Annotated in this window: 19 protein-coding genes and 1 pseudogene; 16 read left to right on the forward strand and 4 right to left on the reverse strand. The window is 60.0% G+C overall.

Annotation, left to right across the window (positions count from 1 at the left end):
• Nucleotides 1–74 precede the first annotated feature (74 nt).
• From D3870_RS11455 to D3870_RS11505, 11 genes are all read left to right on the forward strand, one after another.
• Complete coding sequence (locus D3870_RS11455; protein WP_119739213.1) at nt 75–1,244, forward strand: lipocalin-like domain-containing protein; 1,170 nt, start codon at nt 75–77, stop codon at nt 1,242–1,244.
• Nucleotides 1,241–3,034 (forward strand): ABC transporter transmembrane domain-containing protein, encoded by a 1,794-nt coding sequence (locus tag D3870_RS11460; RefSeq protein WP_119739215.1) that lies wholly within the window; start codon nt 1,241–1,243, stop codon nt 3,032–3,034. The genes D3870_RS11455 and D3870_RS11460 overlap by 4 nt, the downstream gene beginning before the upstream one ends.
• A 370-nt stretch (nt 3,035–3,404) precedes the next feature.
• The gene (locus D3870_RS11465) at nt 3,405–4,343 is read left to right on the forward strand and encodes a virulence RhuM family protein/type II toxin-antitoxin system death-on-curing family toxin (RefSeq protein WP_199710620.1); all 939 of its coding nucleotides are present in this window, start codon (nt 3,405–3,407) and stop codon (nt 4,341–4,343) included.
• A 56-nt stretch (nt 4,344–4,399) separates the two neighbouring features.
• Nucleotides 4,400–4,615, forward strand: coding sequence for a type I restriction endonuclease (locus D3870_RS22060; protein WP_147375772.1), 216 nt, complete (start codon nt 4,400–4,402; stop codon nt 4,613–4,615).
• 30 nt (nt 4,616–4,645) lie between these two features.
• A complete protein-coding gene (locus tag D3870_RS11470) occupies nt 4,646–5,440 on the forward strand; it encodes a thymidylate synthase (protein ID WP_119739216.1) in 795 nt (264 codons plus the stop codon).
• A complete protein-coding gene (locus D3870_RS11475) occupies nt 5,441–5,926 on the forward strand; it encodes a dihydrofolate reductase (protein ID WP_119739218.1) in 486 nt (161 codons plus the stop codon). It abuts the gene before it with no gap.
• A gap of 336 nt (nt 5,927–6,262) precedes the next feature.
• Nucleotides 6,263–7,027 carry a phosphoribosyltransferase gene (locus tag D3870_RS11485; RefSeq protein ID WP_242489948.1) on the forward strand — a complete coding sequence of 255 codons (765 nt, stop codon included), beginning with the start codon at nt 6,263–6,265 and terminating at the stop codon, nt 7,025–7,027.
• Nucleotides 7,024–7,698, forward strand: coding sequence for a dienelactone hydrolase family protein (locus tag D3870_RS11490; RefSeq protein ID WP_119739222.1), 675 nt, complete (start codon nt 7,024–7,026; stop codon nt 7,696–7,698). Before D3870_RS11485 ends, D3870_RS11490 begins: the two co-directional genes overlap by 4 nt.
• A gap of 33 nt (nt 7,699–7,731) precedes the next feature.
• Entirely contained in the window at nt 7,732–8,916 is a 1,185-nt protein-coding gene (locus D3870_RS11495) for an SRPBCC family protein (RefSeq protein WP_158590437.1), read from the forward strand.
• A 101-nt stretch (nt 8,917–9,017) separates the two neighbouring features.
• The gene (locus D3870_RS11500) at nt 9,018–9,227 is read left to right on the forward strand and encodes a hypothetical protein (protein ID WP_147375773.1); all 210 of its coding nucleotides are present in this window, start codon (nt 9,018–9,020) and stop codon (nt 9,225–9,227) included.
• Complete coding sequence (locus D3870_RS11505; RefSeq protein ID WP_147375774.1) at nt 9,224–9,451, forward strand: hypothetical protein; 228 nt, start codon at nt 9,224–9,226, stop codon at nt 9,449–9,451. Before D3870_RS11500 ends, D3870_RS11505 begins: the two co-directional genes overlap by 4 nt.
• 209 nt (nt 9,452–9,660) lie before the next feature.
• On the opposite strand, the gene dnaK is transcribed toward D3870_RS11505, so the two are convergent.
• Entirely contained in the window at nt 9,661–11,586 is a 1,926-nt protein-coding gene (gene dnaK / locus D3870_RS11510) for a molecular chaperone DnaK (protein ID WP_119739231.1), read from the reverse strand.
• Nucleotides 11,587–11,657: 71 nt separating this feature from the next.
• The gene (gene grpE / locus D3870_RS11515; RefSeq protein ID WP_119741982.1) at nt 11,658–12,212 is read right to left on the reverse strand and encodes a nucleotide exchange factor GrpE; all 555 of its coding nucleotides are present in this window, start codon (nt 12,210–12,212) and stop codon (nt 11,658–11,660) included.
• A gap of 517 nt (nt 12,213–12,729) precedes the next feature.
• On the opposite strand from grpE, the gene D3870_RS11520 reads away from it, so the two are divergent.
• The 5 genes and pseudogenes from D3870_RS11520 (at nt 12,730) to D3870_RS11540 (ending at nt 18,657) form a co-directional block, all read left to right on the forward strand.
• The gene (locus D3870_RS11520) at nt 12,730–14,979 is read left to right on the forward strand and encodes an arginine/lysine/ornithine decarboxylase (RefSeq protein ID WP_119739233.1); all 2,250 of its coding nucleotides are present in this window, start codon (nt 12,730–12,732) and stop codon (nt 14,977–14,979) included.
• Between the two features lie 45 nt (nt 14,980–15,024).
• Entirely contained in the window at nt 15,025–15,309 is a 285-nt protein-coding gene (locus tag D3870_RS11525; RefSeq protein WP_242489949.1) for a hypothetical protein, read from the forward strand.
• An 87-nt stretch (nt 15,310–15,396) separates the two neighbouring features.
• Entirely contained in the window at nt 15,397–16,602 is a 1,206-nt protein-coding gene (locus D3870_RS11530; RefSeq protein ID WP_119739234.1) for a DUF2863 family protein, read from the forward strand.
• A 258-nt stretch (nt 16,603–16,860) separates the two neighbouring features.
• Nucleotides 16,861–17,019, forward strand: a pseudogene (locus D3870_RS23245) (Orn/Lys/Arg family decarboxylase); the annotation flags it as partial.
• Between the two features lie 318 nt (nt 17,020–17,337).
• Entirely contained in the window at nt 17,338–18,657 is a 1,320-nt protein-coding gene (locus D3870_RS11540; protein WP_119739236.1) for a PQQ-dependent sugar dehydrogenase, read from the forward strand.
• A 76-nt stretch (nt 18,658–18,733) separates the two neighbouring features.
• On the opposite strand, the gene D3870_RS11545 is transcribed toward D3870_RS11540, so the two are convergent.
• The gene (locus D3870_RS11545; protein ID WP_119739238.1) at nt 18,734–19,270 is read right to left on the reverse strand and encodes an REP-associated tyrosine transposase; all 537 of its coding nucleotides are present in this window, start codon (nt 19,268–19,270) and stop codon (nt 18,734–18,736) included.
• Between the two features lie 79 nt (nt 19,271–19,349).
• Nucleotides 19,350–19,916, reverse strand: coding sequence for a dCTP deaminase (gene dcd / locus D3870_RS11550; protein ID WP_119739240.1), 567 nt, complete (start codon nt 19,914–19,916; stop codon nt 19,350–19,352).
• Nucleotides 19,917–20,139: the final 223 nt, after the last annotated feature.

Genomic DNA, 20,139 nt, shown 5'->3' on the forward strand with positions numbered 1-20,139 from the left:
CTGCCCCTTCGGGGTCCCCGAACAAACGGGAGCCAAAGCGGGAAGCGAAACGAACTCGCCCTTCGGGCTCAGACATGTTTCGCTTCTTTATCCGCTTTGGCTCCCGTTTGTTCGGCAGCGTCCCAGCGGATGAACGACAACTGCTGGGGACACGACCGGCATGGTGTTTAAAAAACTGTATCGGATGGCTTGCGTACCTGCTTATCGTTTTTTCCTCAATCGCATTCGCCGCTCCTCCGCAATTCTCTCCAGTCCTGCCCGACTCTCCCCTCACCTTCCCCCGCGACTTCGGCGCTCATCCCGACTTCCGCATCGAATGGTGGTACGCCACCGGCTGGCTGGAAACACCTGACAAGAAGCCGCTCGGCTTCCAGATCACGTTCTTCCGCTCCGCCACGGAGCACGATGCGGACAATCCAAGCCGCTTCGCGCCGCGCCAGTTGATCATCGCGCATGCGGCTATTTTCGATCACGCCGTCGGCAGGCTGCTGCACGATCAACGATCTGCACGGCAAGGTTTTGATCTTGCCTATGCACGTGAAGGCAATACGGATGTCAAGCTGGATGACTGGCGGCTCGTGCGCGGCGACGACGGACAATATCGCGCGATCATCAAGGCGCGTGATTTCACGCTGGAGCTCTCGCTCACGCCGTCGCAGGCACCACTGCCGCAAGGCGATGGCGGATTTTCGCGCAAGGGGCCGAAGCCCGAACAGGCCAGTTATTACTACAGCGAGCCGCATTTGCAGGTGACGGGTACAGTCGTTCGCAATGGCAAGCGCGTCAAGGTGAGCGGCACGGCCTGGCTCGACCATGAGTGGTCAACCAGCGTGCTTGATCCCGACGCCGCTGGATGGGATTGGATTGGCATCAATCTGGATGACGGTTCGGCGCTGATGGCATTCCGGATTCGCGGCAAGAGCGGTGATAAGCTGTGGGCGCATGCGGCGCTGCGCGACAAGTCCGGCAGACTCAAGCAATTCGCGCCGGACCAGGTGGAGTTCATCCCGCAACGCAACTGGCGCTCGCCGCGCACCAATGCAACCTATCCGGTGGCGATGCGGATCCGCACCGGCGACATGACGTGGGAACTGAACCCTTTGCAGGACGACCAGGAACTCGACTCGCGGCAATCGACCGGGGCGGTGTATTGGGAGGGTGCCGTCACAGTCACGCGCGATGGAAGGCCCGCCGGGCGCGGCTATCTTGAAATGACCGGCTACGTGAAACCACTGAAACTATGAGCGAAACCAATTCCAGAGAACTCAAAAAAGGCAGCCTGGCGATGCTCGGCAAGCTGTTGCCGTTTCTTGCCCCCTACAAGAAGCAGTTCGTACTCGCAGGCATCGCACTGGTGGTAGCGGCCGGAGCGACGCTCGCAATTCCCTATGCCTTCAAGCAGATGATCGATATCGGCTTCGGACTCGGCGCGGCGAATTCGAACGACCCGACGCACATCGACCGCTATTTCCTTGCGCTGTTCGGCGTTGCCTGCGTGCTTGCGCTGGCGACGGCGGCGCGCTTTTACACGGTGTCGTGGCTGGGCGAGCGCGTGACCGCCGATCTGCGCAACAGCGTGTACAGCCATGTGGTCACGCAAAGCCCGGCATTTTTCGAAACCACGCAGACCGGCGAAGTCCTGTCGCGCCTGACCACCGACACCACCCTGATCCAGACGCTGGTCGGCACCAGCATTTCGATGGCGCTACGCAACGCACTGCTGTTCGTCGGCGGACTCGTGATGTTGTTCGTGACCAGCGTCAAATTGAGCTCGATCATCGTCGTGCTGCTGGCCGCCGTCGTGCTGCCGATCGTGTTCTTCGGCCGCCGCGTGCGCAAGCTGTCGCGCGACTCGCAGGACCGGGTGGCCGACGCATCCGCACTGGCCGGCGAGATACTGAACGCGATGCCAACCGTACAGGCCTTCACCAGCGAGAAGGAAGAAGCCGGGCGCTTCGGCGCATCGGTCGAACGCGCCTTCGGCACCGCCATGCAGCGCATCCGCGCCCGCTCCCAGTTGACGGCCATCGCCATCCTGCTGGTGTTCGGCGCAATCGTGTTCGTGCTGTGGCTGGGCGCGCATGCGGTACTTCAAGGACGCATGACGGCGGGCGAGCTGGGACAGTTCGTCCTCTACGCCACCCTCGTGGCAGGCGCGATCGGCGCCCTGTCCGAAGTGATGGGCGACGCACAGCGTGCCGCCGGTGCGGCCGAACGCCTGCTGGAACTGGTCGCGTTACGCTCGGCGATACAGTCCCCCGCACAGCCCCGCGTCTTGCCGCCGCGTACGGAAAACGGCGCGGCGCTGAACATGGACAACGTCACCTTCCATTACCCTTCCCGCCCGCAGGACGCGGCGCTGTCGCACTTCTCGCTGGATATCCGGCCGGGCGAAACGGTCGCCATCGTCGGCCCCTCCGGCGCAGGCAAGACCACCCTGTTCCAGCTGCTGCTGCGCTTCTACGATCCGCAGCAAGGCACGATCACGCTCGACGGCATCGACATCCGGCAACTCGACCTGCACGTGCTGCGCGGCGCGATCGGCGTGGTGCCGCAGGACACCGTCATCTTTTCCGCCAACGCGATGGAAAACATCCGCTACGGCCGCGCGCACGCGACCGATGCCGAAGTCATCGCCACCGCCAAACTGGCCGCCGCGCACGAATTCATCGAACGCCTGCCCGACGGCTACCACTCCTTCCTCGGCGAACGCGGCGTGCGCCTGTCCGGCGGACAGCGCCAGCGCATCGCCATCGCCCGCGCCCTGTTGAAAAATCCCCCGCTCCTGCTGCTCGACGAAGCCACCAGTGCACTCGACGCGGAATCCGAACGGCTGGTGCAGGGAGCGCTGGAAGCGGCGATGATAGACCGCACCACACTCGTCATCGCACACCGCCTCGCAACCGTGCAGCGCGCCGACCGCATCATCGTGATGGAGTATGGCCGCATCGTGGAAAGCGGGACGCATGCCTCGCTGGTGACGCAAGGCGGTTTGTATGCGAGTCTGGCGGCCTTGCAATTCGGGCAAGCATAACGATCGCCGCTGCAGGGCACGGAATGTGCGGTCCTCGACGAACCGCTGTGCAGAATTTGCGGGAACGTCCGTATTTCGCGGTTGATATTGCGTTCTACAACGCACTTGCAATCTTGACAATCAAGCCTCGCCCCGCTGATCGCCTCGAACAAGGGAATCAAAGAAGAACCGTTGGAAACTATGCGTTTCAAGTTCCGCCATGAATAAAGTTGAAGCGTTTCATAATTTGGTAAGCGGATTGATATCGAAGATTCATAAGAACAATAGTCAAATCCGGATACTCGAAATCCTCCGTGACACCCTCCCCCCAAACTGATGAGCGGCGAAGTACGGGTGGCGCTCACCGAACCTCGCAGCAGGAATCTGGTTTATGGATAAACAAAATCAAATCCAGATCTATCAGTCCAACGATGGCAAGACGCAAATCGAGGTCCGGCTGGGGCAAGAGTCCGTCTGGCTGACGCAGGCCCAAATGGTCGATTTGTTCGGACGTGACCAGTCGGTGGTCTCCCGTCATATCCGCAATGCCTTGAGCGAGGGCGAAGTGTCCGAAAAAAGCAATATGCAAAAAGTGCATATTGCAAATTCCGACAAGCCGGTTGCCTTATATGACCTTGATGTTGTGATTTCGGTGGGCTACCGCATCAAATCCGCGCAAGGCGTCCAGTTCCGCCGTTGGGCCACCAATATCCTGCGCCAGCATCTGGTTCAGGGCTACACGCTGCATCAGACCCGTTTCGAGCAAAACGCCGCCGAGCTAGAGCAGGCTCTGGCGCTGATCCGCAAAGCGGCCCGCTCGCCGGCCATCACTGCGGAGATGGGTAGCGGCTTGGTGGAGATCGTCAGTCGCTATACCCAGACCTTCCTCTGGCTGCAACGCTACGATGAGGGCATGTTGAACGAACCCGATGGCCAGACCGCTGGCCAGTTGTCCACAGAGAAAGAGGCGATGGCTGCGCTGGGTGCCTTGAAGATGTCGCTGATCGGGCGCGGAGAAACGACGGACCTGTTCGCCCGACCACGTGGCGATGGCTTGGGGGCGTTGCTGGGCAATCTGGACCAGTCTGTTTTCGGCGAGCCGGCCTATCCAACAGTGAAGAGCAAGGCCGCACACCTGCTCTATTTCGTGGTCAAGAATCATCCTTTTGCTGATGGCAACAAGCGCAGCGGCGCGTTTCTGTTCGTCGATTTTCTTTATCGCAATGGCCGCCTGCTGGATGCGCGGGGCAGCCGCTCATCAACGACACAGGCCTGGCGGCGCTCACTCTACTGGTGGCGGAGTCGGCCCCCAAGCAGAAGGAAACGCTGATCCGTTTGATCATGAACATGCTGGCGTCCCCAAAAAACGCATAAGAGAGAGCCACTTTGAGCAGACTCACCGAATCCGCCATTGAAGAGTTCGCCATTCGGCAGTTGGAGCGCCTGGGATATACGCATCTCCGCGGCCCTGACATCGCTCCCGATAGCGAACGCCCCGAGCGCGGTAACTACGCCGAGGTATTCCTGAGCGGACGGCTGGAGCAGGCGGTCAGGCGCATCAACTCCAGGCGGCCTGACCCTGAAAGCCGCATACCCATTTAAAATAGCGTCACCCAACGAAAAGACCTTCCCATGCGCCAATACCTCGACTTCATGCGCCATGTCCAAGACCATGGCACCGAAAAAACCGACCGTACCGGCACCGGCACCCGCTCGGTGTTCGGTTACCAGATGCGTTTCAACCTGCAGGAAGGTTTTCCGCTCCTGACGACCAAGAAGCTGCACTTGAAGTCGATCATCCATGAACTGATCTGGTTTCTGGCCGGCTCCACCAACACAAAATACCTGAAAGACAACGGCGTTTCGATCTGGGATGAGTGGGCTGATGAAAAAGGCAACCTCGGGCCGATCTACGGCTATCAGTGGCGCTCCTGGCCTGCGCCCAACGGCCAGCACATCGACCAGATCGCGCAGGTGCTGGATCAGATCAAGAACAATCCCGACTCCCGCCGCCTGATCGTGTCGGCGTGGAACGTGGCCGACATCCCGCAGATGAAGCTGCCGCCTTGCCACGCCTTCTTTCAGTTCTACGTGGCCGACGGCAAGCTGTCGTGCCAGCTGTATCAGCGCAGCGCGGACATCTTCCTCGGCGTGCCGTTCAACATCGCGTCCTACGCCCTGCTCACGCACATGGTGGCAGAACAGACCGGGCTGGACGTGGGCGATTTCGTCTGGACCGGCGGCGACTGCCACCTCTATTCCAATCACATGGAGCAGGTGAAGGAACAACTCTCGCGCACGCCGTTTGCATTGCCGAAGCTGCTCATCAAGCGCAAGCCGGAGTCGATCTTCGACTACAGGTTCGAGGATTTCGAGATCGCGGATTACCAGTCGCATCCGCACATCAAGGCTCCGGTGGCGGTCTGAATGGAACGCCATCTCACCATCGTCGTCGCCGTCGATGCCCAGCGCGGCATCGGCATCAACAACACCCTGCCCTGGCATCTGAAGGAAGACCTGGCACACTTCAAGCGCGTCACGACCGGGCACCCGATCATCATGGGCCGCAAGACCTTCGACTCGATCGGACGCGCCTTGCCGAACCGCCGCAATATCGCCATCACGCGCAATCCGGCGTGGCAGCACGATGGCGTGGAGACGGCGGCATCGCTCGAAGCCGCGCTCGCGCTGGTGGGCGAAGTACAGTCCTTCATCATTGGCGGTGCGCAAATCTTTGCCGAGGCATTCCCGCACGCCGAGCGCCTTATCGTCACGCACATCGACAAGAGTTTTGATTGCGATACTTTCTTTCCGCCAATCGATCCGCAACAATGGAAAGAAGTTGAACACGAGCAGCATCATTCCGCCGAGAACAACTGCGACTACGCATTTGTGATTTATCAGCGCGCATAGGCGCGTTCATGCGTCGGGGAAAACTTCCCCGCCGTACTCACCCTCCATCCCCTCCCGCATTCGCACCGCACCACGCGTGTAGCAGCGACAGATTCCCTTCCGCCATTCCCCATTCTGCGGTGTCTGCAAATGACCGTCCGCGCGCAACGTTTGCGTTTTCGTCATGTCCAACCAACGGGTTTCCATGGAATAGCGTTGTTGAGCGTCATCCGATTGATCAATCACCGAAGACGATGAAGTCCGAAATTGAGGGCGAATGCCAACGGTCATGGTTTATGCGATGCAAGCACATCCCATTTCGAGCCGCGCTTTCAGGTCGATCGGCAGGTGACGTTCATGTGGCTGCACATGATTGAAAAGCGTTTCAAAAACCGGATTCATGCGGGCAAGCTGCTGGCGAAAGAGTTGAGCGCTTATGGGCAGCGTTCCGACGTGCTGGTGCTGGCGCTGCCGCGTGGTGGTGTACCTGTTGCATTTGCGATCGCGAACTCGCTTGATGCTCCGCTGGACGTCATGCTGGTGCGCAAGCTCGGTGTGCCCGGCAACGAGGAATTGGCGATGGGCGCGATTGCTTGCGGCGGCAAGCCGGTGATGACTTCCGACGTGGTGCAGATGTACGGGATCACGGCCGACGTGATCGACGCCGCCGCTGCACGCGAGTTGCGCGAGATTGAACGGCGCGAGCGTGTCTACCGGCCCGACGCCGCACCGCCTGAACTGCGTGGTCGTGTCGTGATTCTGGTGGACGACGGCGTGGCAACCGGCGCGACCATGCTGGCCGCCGTGCAAGCCGCGCGCAGCGACGCACCCGCGCACCTGGTCGTGGCCATCCCGGTGGGCGCGGCGGAGACGTGCGACATGCTGAGACGGGAAGCCGATGAGCTCGTTTGCCTCAGCACCCCGCACCCCTTCTTTGCGGTCGGTCAGTGGTATGCGGATTTCACCCAAACTAGCGATGAGGAAGTCGTCAAGCTGCTCAGGGAAGCGCGGCAGCATGAACGCGAACTGCGGAAGCACGGGCGCTCGGATAGCGGATCGGGGAACGGGTCGGTCAGCGCCGAAGGTCAAGCCGATGCATCGCAGCAAAGGAGCAAGGCATGACAGCGCCGATGCAGAAAGCGCTGGTGAGAATCGCATGTGATGAGGTCGAGGTGGAAGGCATGCTGGAACTGCCGGCCACGCCGATCGGCATCGTCCTGTTCGCCCATGGCAGCGGCAGCAGCCGGTTGAGCCCGCGCAACAACTACGTCGCAAGCATTCTGCGCGGCGCGAGGATGGGAACCCTGCTGATGGATTTGCTCACGCCGCAGGAAGATCAGGCATACCAGACGCGTTTCAACATCGCCCTCCTGACGCTGCGGCTGCGAACGGCGGCAGCATGGCTGCGGCAGCACAGCGATACGCGCGCGCTGCCGCTCGGGCTGTTTGGCGCAAGCACGGGAGCGGCGGCGGCATTGCAGCTGTGCGCGCAACCGGACGTCGCCATCGCCGCAGTCGTGTCGCGCGGCGGCCGGCCCGACATGGCCGGACCGCAGATGCTGCAGCAGGTGCGCACGCCGACGCTGCTGATCGTGGGCGGACTCGACGAGGTCGTGATCGGCCTGAATCGCGATGCATTTGCACTGCTTTCCTGCGACAAGCAGATCGTGATCGTGCCGGGCGCGACACATCTGTTCGAAGAGCCTGGCAAGCTTGAAATCGTTGCGGGCCTTGCCAAAGACTGGTTTGCCACACGAATGGGAATGCCCGCTCTGCATGCTGCGGACAACTGACTTTCAAAACACATCGACGGAAAGGATATGGTCATGAATCGACGTTCAAGACACTCTTCGGCATGGGTAACATGGCTCGGCGGCGCGGCGCTTGGGGCGGTTGCGATGTATCTGTCGGACCCCGACCGCGGAAAGCGCCGGCGCGCGCTGGCGAAGAACAAGATGCAAAGCCTGATGTCGCAGACCGGCAGCGCCATCGATGTCGCGTCGCGCGACCTTGGCAACCGCATGCAGGGATTGCGCGCGCAGGCGAACCGGATGATGAGGACGCGCCACGAAGAGATCGACGACGACATTCTGGTGGCCCGCGTGCGCTCGAAAATCGGGCGTGCCATTTCGCACCCGCATGCAATCAAGGTGCATGCCGAGCAAGGCAGTGTGATATTGAGCGGACCGATTCTGCCGAACGAAAAGAAATCGCTGGTGGCAGCGGCGCGTTCCGTTCCTGGCGCGATCGCGGTCGAAGATCACACCGAAGTGCACGAAACGCCCGACGTTCCCAGCCTGCAGGGTCAGGGCCGGCTGCGCCAGGCGCGTCCGATTCTCCTGCACGACAACTGGCCGCCGGCATTGCGCGCGTGCGCCACGCTGGGTGGCGGGATAATGGGTTTGTACGGACTGGCGCGCCGTTCTCCGACGAGCGTGATGCTGGCGGCTCTCGGTCTTGGGCTGGTGGCGCGCGGGGTATCAAACACACCGCTGACGCGCATGGCCGGACGACAGATGCGCAGGCAACCGATTCTTCTCGAAAGGTCGGTCTACATTGCGGCGTCGCCGGAAGCGGTATTCGACGTCTGGAGCAACTATGAAAATTTCCCGCGCTTCATGTCCAACGTGAAGGAAGTCAGCGACATGGGAAACAGGAATTCGCACTGGAGCGTGAGCGGCCCGGCCGGCGCGCAGATCGAATGGGATGCGGAACTGACGCACGCGGAGCGCGGCCGGATGCTTGCATGGAAGACCAGGCCCGGATCGACGATCGAGCACATGGGAGCGGTACGCTTCGCACCGGAAGCCGAAGGGACGCGCGTCGATGTGGAGATGTCCTACCACATGCCCGCCGGCGCAGCAGGAGATGCGATGGCCTCCTTGTTCAATGGCAATCCGGAGCGGCAAATGGAGGATGATCTGATGCAAATGAAGACATTCATCGAAAGCGGAATGCCGTCGTCAGGCGCGGCCCGGTCTGTCGAACAATCGAATCAGATGCTGCATTAGGCCATTCCGATATTGCGCCTTTCAGCAATGCCTGTCGGCTCCATCGGCGCGGCGCGCTTTCAGTACCATCTGCGGCAGTGCTTTGTTTTCTCAAGGGGATGGTGCTGAAGCGGCCAGAAGGCATGATCCCCGCCGCCGGTGCGAAGTTCGACGAGCAAGGCCGGCTCGTCGATGGAAAAACCAGGGAGTTCATCCAGCAGCTGCTTGTGTCACTTGCCGACTGGACCCGACACTTGAAGAACAGCGACGCCAAGAGCGCGGCTTCATGGCGCGAGTGTGACGCAGCCCTGCATTACGAATGGACAACATGAACTATCGAGGCTATCAGATCGTTGCCAAACCGATTTGCCCGGGCGGCAGCGGCAGCATGTGGTACGGCGGATACGACATATTGAAGGATGGCAAAACCGTTGCGAGCCGGACCAATATCTTTCCCGCCACCCTGTATTTCAGGGCAGCCTGTTCGGACAGCATAGAAACCGCGAAAACCGAGGTGGATAATCTGGCTGGCAGGGCAAGCGGCGGCGTTGGGTAGATTGGGTAGAGGCGTTTTCTTCAAGGGCGGCGGCAGGAATTGCGGCGCGGCAGAGCGCGAATATGTTCGCCTGCCGTGTACGTGCACCTCCCACGCGTGGCAGGCTTGTCATTCCGAGCGAAGCGAGGAATGACAGGATCGGTTGCAGCGGCGCACCTCGCCTGTCGTCGCTGCCCCGCTCATGAACAACCCGGACCGGCGGCGTCCCCCTATTTCACTTCCTTGAAGTCGGCATCGACCACATCGTCCGGCTTGCCCTGTTGCTGCGCGCCGGCATCGGCATCCGCCGCCGCACCGGCTGCCTGCTGCGCCTGCGTGTCGCCATACATCTTCTCGCCGAGTTTTTGCGCGGCGGTCGACAATGCGGAAACCTTGGCATCGATGGCGGACTTGTCGTTGCCCTTCAGGCTGTCCTCGAGCTCCTTGATCGCCGCTTCGATCTTGTCCTTCTCGCCCGCGTCCAGCTTGTCGCCATACTCGGTCATCGATTTCCTGACTGAATGCACCAGCGCGTCGCCCTGGTTGCGCGAATCGGTCAGTTCTTTCGCCTTGCGATCCTCGTCCGCGTGCAGCTCGGCATCCTTCACCATCTTCTGGATTTCGTCTTCCGTCAGGCCGGAGTTGGCCTTGATGGTGATCTTGTTTTCCTTGCCGGACGCCTTGTCCTTCGCGCCGACGTGCAGAATGCCGTTGGCGTCGATGTCGAACGTGACCTCGATCTGCGGGATGCCGCGCGGCGCGGGCGGGATGCCTTCGAGATTGAATTCGCCGAGCAGCTTGTTGCCGGTCGCCATTTCGCGTTCGCCCTGGTAGACCTTCACCGTCACTGCGGGCTGATTGTCTTCCGCAGTCGAATACACCTGGCTGAACTTGGTCGGGATGGTGGTGTTCTTCTGGATCATCTTGGTCATCACGCCGCCCAGCGTCTCGATGCCGAGCGACAGCGGAGTCACATCCAGCAGCAGCACATCCTTGCGTTCGCCTGACAAGACCGAACCCTGGATCGCCGCGCCGACCGCCACCGCCTCGTCCGGATTGACATCCTTGCGCGCTTCGCGGCCGAAGAATGCCTTCACCTTCTCCTGCACCTTCGGCATGCGTGTCTGACCACCGACCAGGATGACGTCGTTGATGGCGTCCACCTTCAGGCCGGCATCCTTGATCGCGATACGGCATGGTTCGATCGTCGATTCGATCAGATCTTCGACGAGAGACTCCAGCTTGGCGCGCGTGATCTTCATCGTCATGTGGACCGGCGCGCCGTTGGCCATCGCGATGTAGGGTTCATTCAACTCGGTCTGCTGGGTCGAGGACAACTCGATCTTGGCACGCTCGGCGGCGCTCTTGATGCGCTGCAGGGCAATCGGGTCCTTCGACAGATCAAGGCCGTTGATCTTCTTGAATTCCTCGATGATGTAGTTGATGATGCGCTGGTCGAAGTCTTCGCCGCCGAGAAAGGTATTGCCGTTGGTAGACAGCACTTCGAACTGCTTTTCGCCGCCGACGTCGGCGATTTCGATGATGGAGATATCGAAGGTGCCACCGCCCAGATCGTACACCGCGATCTTGTGATCACCCCTGGTGTCCTTGTCGAGCCCGAAAGCCAGTGCCGCCGCGGTCGGTTCGTTGATGATGCGCTTGACGTCGAGCCCCGCGATGCGGCCGGCGTCCTTGGTCGCCTGGCGCTGCGAATCGTTGAAGTAGGCCGGCACGGTGATGACGGCCTCGGTCACTTCCTCGCCGAGATAGTCTTCGGCGGTCTTCTTCATCTTGCGCAGGATTTCCGCAGAAACCTGCTGCGGCGCAAGCTTCTTGCCGCGCACCTGCACCCAGGCGTCACCGTTGTCCGCCTTGATGATCTGGTAGGGCATCAGTTTGATGTCCTTCTGCACTTCCGCTTCGTCGAACTTGCGTCCGATCAGCCGTTTGACGGCATAGATCGTGTTCTGCGAATTTGTCACCGCCTGCCGCTTGGCCGGCGCGCCGACAAGGACTTCGCCATCTTCCTGATAGGCGACGACGGACGGCGTGGTGCGCGCGCCTTCTGAGTTTTCAATCACCTTCGGCTGCGTCCCTTCCAGAATGGAAACACAGGAATTGGTCGTACCCAGATCGATGCCGATGATTTTTGCCATGATTTACCTCGTGTCAAATGGTTGCCTTGCTTGAAGTTGAAAACGAATGCGGCCTTTCGTTGCGGTCGGACTCAGGACGGCCTGGGTTGCGGCTTGGGTTGAGATACCGTCACCAATGCCGGACGCAACAAGCGATCGGCAATCATGTAGCCCTTTTGCAAGACGCTGACGATGGTGTTCGCCTCCTGGTCCGCGGGCACCATCGATATCGCATGGTGCCTGGCCGGATCGAGCTTTTCGCCAGAGGGAGGATTGATTTCAATCAGGCGGTTCTTCGCGAATGCTGACGTCATCTGCTTCAAGGTCATGTCCACACCTTCACGCAGGGACTCGACCGATGAGGAATCCACATCCAGCGCACGCTCCAGGTTGTCCTTCACCGGCACCAGCGATTCGGCAAATTCCTCGATGGCAAACTTGCTGGCGCGCGCGACATCCTCCTGTGCCCGCCGCCGCGCGTTCTCCGCATCCGCCCTTGCCCGCAGATACGCATCCTGCATTTCAGCAACGCGCGCTTCCGCACTCGCGAGCCGTTCTTCGATGTCTGGCGGCGGCTGCCCTTCTCCATTCACCGCGTCTCCTGCTGCAACCTCTTCCTGTTCCTTCAGCTTTTCCCGATCCTGCATATAAGAGCCTCCATACCGATAAGTCGAAATGAACGAAATGAACCTTGCCAAGATGAAAATGCATGTTTGACATGCTTTTTTCGACAGCGGTTTGCAGACAAATATCCGTGGATTTTTGCGTTTGCCGTGTTTCAGAGGCAGTGCATGCGCGACAACAAATGAAGAATTGAAAGCTTCGGGTGCGCCTGCAACCAGCGCGCCATGAGACGCGCAGGGAAATGCGAAAAAGACAATGCCCAGTCGCGTCAAACGAGAGGCGCGCCCGAGACAGGTCCGGCCCTGACCGCCAGGAGACAGGAAATGCAGTGCATATGTTTCGTTTTTTGACGAATCACATGTCAGGCGCAGGCATAACGGCCTGTTTTTTCCCATGCCCGCCCCATATCTGCGAAAATTCGGTTTTTGAATTTTTCGGCGCGCAAGCGGTTGTCACCACGACTTGCCCAGGCGTCTCCCGAGGGACCGCCCCGGTATTACACCGCGGGACGGTCCCTCACCCTTTGCATTGGAGACATCGATGAAATTCCGCTTCCCCATCGTCATCATCGACGAAGACTTCCGCTCCGAAAACACGTCCGGCCTGGGCATCCGCGCACTCGCGCAAGCGATGGAAAACGAAGGCATGGAAGTGCTGGGCGTGACCAGCTACGGCGACCTGTCGCAGTTCGCGCAGCAGCAATCGCGCGCGTCCGCCTTCATCATGTCGATCGACGATGAGGAATTCGGCGGCGGGTCGTCCGAAGAAATCGACAACGCGCTGAAATCGCTGCGCGCATTCGTGGAGGAAATCCGCTACAAGAACGCCGACATCCCGATCTACCTGTACGGCGAGACCCGCACCTCGCGCCACATCCCGAACGACATCCTGCGCGAGCTGCACGGCTTCATCCACATGTTCGAGGACACGCCGGAATTCGTCGCGCGCCACATCATCCGCGAAGCGAAGTCCTATCTCGACGGCCTCGCGCCGCCCTTCTTCCGCGCGCTGGTGCACTACGCACAGGACGGTTCGTATTCGTGGCACTGCCCCGGCCATTCGGGCGGCGTGGCCTTCCTGAAATCGCCGATCGGCCAGATGTTCCACCAGTTCTTCGGCGAGAACATGCTGCGCGCCGACGTCTGCAACGCGGTCGAGGAACTCGGCCAGCTGCTCGATCACACCGGCCCGGTTGCCGCCTCCGAGCGCAACGCGGCGCGCATCTTCAACGCCGACCATTGCTATTTCGTCACCAACGGCACCTCGACCTCGAACAAAATGGTCTGGCACTCGACCGTCGGCCCCGGCGACATCGTCGTGGTGGACCGCAACTGCCACAAGTCGATCCTGCACTCGATCATCATGACCGGCGCCATTCCCGTGTTCCTGATGCCGACGCGGAACCACCTCGGCATCATCGGCCCGATCCCGCTGGACGAGTTCAAGCCGGAAAACATCCAGAAGAAGATCGAGGCCAACCCGTTCGCGCGCGAAGCGAAGAACAAGAAGCCGCGCATCCTGACCATCACGCAATCGACCTACGACGGCGTGGTGTACAACGTCAAGACCATCCAGGAGATGCTGGACGGGAAGATCGACACGCTGCACTTCGATGAAGCCTGGCTGCCGCACGCGACCTTCCACGAGTTCTACAAGGACATGCACGCGATCGAGAAGGAGCGCCCGCGCGCCAAGGAATCGCTGATCTTCTCCACGCAATCGACGCACAAGCTGCTGGCCGGCCTGTCGCAAGCTTCGCAGATCCTCGTGCGCGATTCCGAGACGGTCAAGCTGGATCAGGACACCTTCAACGAGGCCTACCTGATGCATACCTCGACGTCGCCGCAATACTCGATCATCGCCTCGTGCGACGTCGCCGCCGCGATGATGGAGCCGCCCGGCGGCACCGCGCTGGTGGAGGAAAGCATTCTCGAAGCACTCGACTTCCGCCGTGCGATGAAGAAGGTCGATCAGGAATATGGCCAGGACTGGTGGTTCCAGGTATGGGGCCCGGACAATTTCGCGGAAGACGGCATCGGCTCGCGCGAGGACTGGATGATCCGCGCCGAGGACGACTGGCATGGTTTCGGCAAGCTCGCGCCGGGCTTCAACATGCTCGACCCGATCAAGGCCACCATCGTCACGCCGGGCCTCGCGCTGGACGGCAAGTTCGGCGACAGCGGCATCCCGGCATCGATCGTCACCAAGTACCTCGCCGAGCACGGCGTCATCGTCGAGAAGTGCGGCCTGTATTCCTTCTTCATCATGTTCACCATCGGCATCACGAAGGGCCGCTGGAACACGCTCCTCACCGCGCTGCAGCAGTTCAAGGACGACTACGACAAGAACCAGCCGATCTGGCGCATTTTGCCCGAGTTCGCCGCCGCCAACCCGCGCTACGAGCGCATCGGCCTGCGCGACCTGAGCCAGCAGATCCACGACATGTACAAGACCTACAACGTCGCACGCCTGACCATGGAAATGTATCTGTCCGACATGCAGCCGTCGATGAAGCCGTCGGACGCCTTTGCGAAAATGGCACACCGTGAAATCGAGCGCGTCGCCATCGACGAACTCGAAGGCCGCGTCACCGCGATCCTGCTGACGCCCTACCCGCCGGGCATCCCGCTGCTGATCCCGGGCGAGCGATTCAACAAGACGATCGTGGACTACCTGCGCTTTGCACGCGACTTCAACGAGCGCTTCCCCGGCTTCGAAACCGATGTGCATGGGCTGGTGACGCAAGAGAAGGACGGCAGGCGCGGGTATTACGTGGATTGCGTGAAGTAATGGTGGTGGCGGGTAGAGCCCGCCCTGACCAGACTTGCATGAGACATGGCATCTCTGGTTGCAGCCGCCAACGAATTCAGCAGCGGAACGTCCATCATGGCAAAAGCAATCATTCACCGCAGCATCAAGATCGTTACTCTCGCACCGGGAGAGAGTATTGCCACTCATTGCGAGCAGGATGACATAGCGCTGCTACCGGATCAACAGAATTGGTGGGTGCACTTTGTCGGTGAGAACGGAGCAAGCGAGACGTACGATGCGCCGTTCGAAAGTTACGAGAAAGCCTTATGGACAGCCAAAGCGGCAGCCGAATTCAACGCCAGTCTGTGACGATGCACCGTGCGTAGAGCGCAGGCTGATTGAAGAGACCTCACCAAAAGGCGGCACGCCCAGTAGTTTTTCAACAGCCTGCTAACCATGAAAAAAGCGAAAAGCACGTCCACAGCGAAAACTGTCTCATCCACCGAAGAAAGGGATGAGGTATTGGCCAACCGCCTGGTCGAACTGGCGCTCGGCCAGCGCGAGCATGACACCTACGCCGAACTCCCGACTGCGCTCCAGAAGATGAACGCCGATCTGCGCAAGACGATCAAGAAATGTTTGCAGCAACGACGCGAACAGGCGCTGGACGAGGCCATTGAGCGCACCTGCGAGGAAGACATCAAGGCCTGGCGCGTATTACGCGAGAACGTGGAAGACCTGTCCGGCACCATCCTGTTCCGCCGCGACGAGGGCGCAGACGTGGAGGTGAATGCCTTCGTGGTACCGCTCTTCGTGCATACCACTGGCGGTCTGCGCAGCGATCAATGTTTCCAGGATGAGGAAGCGTTCGAGCACTTGCGCGACAGCTTCCAGGATGGCGGTCTGGAGAGCAGCAAGGCGAGCGTGGTGCTCGTCAGCCATGCCTATCACCTCGACGAGATCGAGTGCATAGGTTATTGCCATCTGAACGAGATGGTGCACGAAGCATTCGATGCGATGACACGCAAGAAGACCTCTGCGGCCGATGCCATCGCTCGCAGCATGCGTGGCTGGCCGCAATCTTCCTTCGCTCCTGACGACAATGCGATAGAGCTGCGTTTCCTGCTGGGTTTTGTGCTGAAGAAAATGGACGATCCGTTCTACCACGTGCCGGAAAAGGAAGCCGCGGCCGACCGCTACTTCGAGGCACGTGCTGCGCGCTTTCGAAAATGGTCGCAACAGGTAATGCCGTTACTGCAACGCAGTCTCGTGATCGACGGACGCAACGTGCAAATTGATTTCCTTTACCAGGATCTGTTTCATGGTGGCGTAGAAGCGGCGTTGGCGGAGCTGGAGATGCTTCGACTGCTATCCGAGCTGCAGCATGCAATGGAGGCAAACGGCGTCGCGCCGGAAGAGGTGAAGGCCATCGTTGGGCCAATGGAAACAGATGAGGCGGTGATGTTGCGTGTAAGCCTTCATGCAATGGCAAACGACACGCCGATCGGCGCCATCGACACACCTCTCAATCGGATGGAAAACATGCAAAACGCGATTGCCGAAATCGCGGATGGCTTGGCAAACGCAGGGATTCGCAACATACAGATCGCCAAGCTGTTTGACGCCAATGGCGCGCCAGGCGCAGTCCGTCAGTGGAGTTGAGTAGCGCCCGACGCCACGCTGGCCCACGCCCTGCCGCATCGCCTGCGCAGCGCAGCACCGCTCCGTGCCTTCCCCGAACCAGATTCTCCTTGGCGCAACTTCCAATGCAATAATGCTATTCACTCATTTGTGAGTGAATCATTCATTGCCATTTTTCTGGAGCTGCGCATGCAAGAAGGACCGGAAACAGATGTCAGCGATTTAGTGCCTCAGTCCGTCGTCACGACGAACGCCGCCATCACCCGCCTTGCCATCGGTTTGGTCCAGGGCGAGCGATTCAACAAGACGATCGTCGATTCCCTGCGCTTCGCGCGCGATTTCAACGAGCGTTTCCCGGGCTTCGAAACCGATGTGCATGGACTGGTGACGCAGGAGAAGAACGGCAGGCGCGGGTATTACGTGGATTGCGTGAAGTAATACGCAAGACATGCGCGGCAGGCGGGCTCCCGGTAAAGCCGGGAACGGTCCGCTGCTGCGCGAGAAGATGTGATACGCGGATTCTCGCGAGTACCTCGCGGTCTGAAATCGAAGAGATTTCCCCCATTGGCGCAACGCCACGCTTGCAATAGATTCGTGCATTGCGCGAAATATTACCGCCGAACAAGCAGATCGATGGCGTTCGTGATGTTACGCAGGCTTCGAGAGACATTCCGATATTCCGCCCGTCCGGGCGGAACTCCACGCCATTCCAAAACTCACATTTTTATCTGTCCCGGCATCATGTGGAGGTATTCCATGCGCTCGTCAGCCGTATACCTGCTGCCTGCAATCATGGCACTTGGCGCGTGCGCTCATGGCGAACAGGCAAGCTTGCCGGTCGAAGCCGGCATGGGGCCGAATCCGACGCTGCCGCCTCCGAACCACACGGTCATTCCCACGATTAACGTCGCTCCGGCGAAAGGCTGGCCAGCGGGCACCAAGCCGACTGCGGCACCGGGTTTTACAGTGATGCCCTATGCGACCGGACTGGACCACCCGCGCTGGCTGTATGTCCTTCCCAACGGCGACGTGCTTGTCGCGGAAACCAATGCGCCTCCCAAGCCTGAAGACGGCAAAGGGATAAAGGCATTTTTCACGAAACGGGCCATGAAGAATGCGGGGGCTGCCACACCGAGTGCAAACCGGATCACGCTCATGCGAGATGTCGACGGCAACGGTGTCGCAGAAACGAAAACCGTATTGCTGACAGACCTGAATTCCCCTTTCGGCATGGCTCTCATCGGCAATGATTTTTACGTTGCCAACACCGATGCGGTCCTGCGCTTTCCCTACAAAACAGGTCAAACGCAGATCAGCGAGCGGGGGGTAAAGATTGCCGACCTGCCAGCCGGCCCGCTCAACCATCACTGGACCAAGAACATCATCGCCAGCCGGGACGGAAAGTATTTATATGCGACGGTCGGATCCAATAGCAACGTCGGCGAAAACGGATTGGACAAGGAAGCCAATCGTGCCGCCATTCTCGAGATCGAAGTCGCCACCGGGACGACGCGTCTGTTCGCCTCCGGTCTGCGCAATCCGAACGGGATGGGCTGGCAACCGCAGAGTGGCGTACTTTGGACTGCGGTCAATGAACGCGACGAGCTTGGCAGCGACCTGGTGCCGGACTACATGACCTCGGTCAAGGACGGCGGCTTTTACGGCTGGCCTTACAGCTACTTTGGGCAGCATGTCGATACCCGCGTGAAGCGGCAGAAACCCGAGATGGTGACCAAGGCGCTTGTGCCCGATTATGCTCTGGGGCCGCATACCGCCTCACTGGGAATGGCGTTTTACAATGGGAACCTGTTTCCGAAACAGTACGCGGGCGGCGTATTCATCGGCCAGCATGGTTCATGGAACCGCAATCCCCGCAGCGGCTACAAGGTGATTTTCGTTCCCTTCGCCAATGGCAATCCGTCGGGAATGCCGCAGGACGTGTTGACCGGATTTCTCAATGAAAACGGCGATGCGCTTGGCAGGCCGGTAGGCGTGGCAGTCGATAAAGCGGGAGCGCTGCTCGTTGCCGACGATGTCGGCAACACGATATGGAGAGTGATGCCTTCAGCCAAATAAGAGCGTCTGACAAAATGATTCTCGGGGTGTTGCGCCGCCTTGCCGCCAGTTGTAGGGCGGGTCCCACCCGCCATTCTCATTCGCCCAGATCCCCTTCCACACCGTCGCCGCCCCAATCCATAGGGTAAATCCCGTTCCTCGCAAACCGGTGAAAGCTCGAATAAGGCCAATCCATCGCCCGGTCTGCGAACCCATGCTTGACCGGATTCCAATGTATGTAATCCACATGCCGTGCATAATCCGCCTCGTCGCGTAGCCGATGCTCCCAGAAGCGGTTTTGCCACAGAGTGCTTTGACCTTTTGAAGCGCGTCGCTGAGACAGATATTCAGGATTTTCGACCCGATGGCGGCATGCCTGCGTGACGAACGTCTTGATCAGTCGCCAGCGCATTCCATAATCCGTATCGCCGTCGGGCAACGTCCATATGCAATGCAAGTGATCGGGAAGGAGCACGAAAGCGTCGATCCGAAATGGTGCGATCGTCCTGACCTGCTCAATGGCTGCGCGTAGCGCCTGCCTGACATCTTCGTCGAGAAGGAAGCGCTGACGCTGATGCGTCACGACCGTGAAGAAATAGCTGCTGCCTTCGGTCGCTCGGCGATAGTTGGGCATTGTGGGAATGGCGGGTGGGACCCGCCCTACTCCTTGTTGTGGAGTGTAGGGCGGGTCCCACCCGCCATGTGCCTTGTACTCAGGTCTTCGGCAGCGTCACTCCATGCTGCCCCTGGTATTTGCCACCCCGATCCTTGTACGAGGTCTCGCACACCTCGTCGCTCTCGAAGAACAACACCTGTGCGCAGCCCTCGCCCGCATAGATCTTCGCAGGCAGCGGCGTGGTATTCGAAAACTCCAGCGTCACATAGCCTTCCCATTCCGGCTCAAACGGCGTCACGTTGACGATGATGCCGCAGCGCGCGTAGGTCGATTTGCCGAGGCAGATGGTCAGCACCGTGCGCGGAATGCGGAAGTACTCCATCGTGCGCGCCAGCGCGAAGGAATTGGGCGGGATGATGCAGACGTCGCCCTTGAAATCGACGAAGGATTTTTCGTCGAAATTCTTCGGGTCGACGATGGTGCTGTTGATGTTCGTGAAAATCTTGAATTCATCGGCGCAGCGGATGTCGTAGCCGTAGGATGAGGTCCCGTAGCTGACGATCTTGTGCCCGTTGGCGTGGCGCACCTGGCCCGGCTCGAAGGGTTCGATCATGCCGTGTTCCTGCGCCATCCGGCGGATCCATTTGTCGGATTTGATGCTCATTGTTTTCGCGATTTTCAAGGTGGAGGGGTGTCCGCTTCAACGAGGGCGAACATGCTGCTGCGCGTTCCATCGCCGCAGTCGTGCCGTTATTGGCGAATGGCTGCGATTTTACGCGAAAACACAGGCCCGGCGGCGGCCCTGGCTTCCAAGTCTGACGCATGGATGAGGCGTGTCGGGCACGCCGCCGCACGATGCGATCGCCGCCTTGCGCCACGGGGCATTA

Source organism: Noviherbaspirillum cavernae, assembly GCF_003590875.1.
In the GTDB taxonomy this organism is placed as follows: Bacteria; Pseudomonadota; Gammaproteobacteria; order Burkholderiales; family Burkholderiaceae_D; genus Noviherbaspirillum; species Noviherbaspirillum cavernae.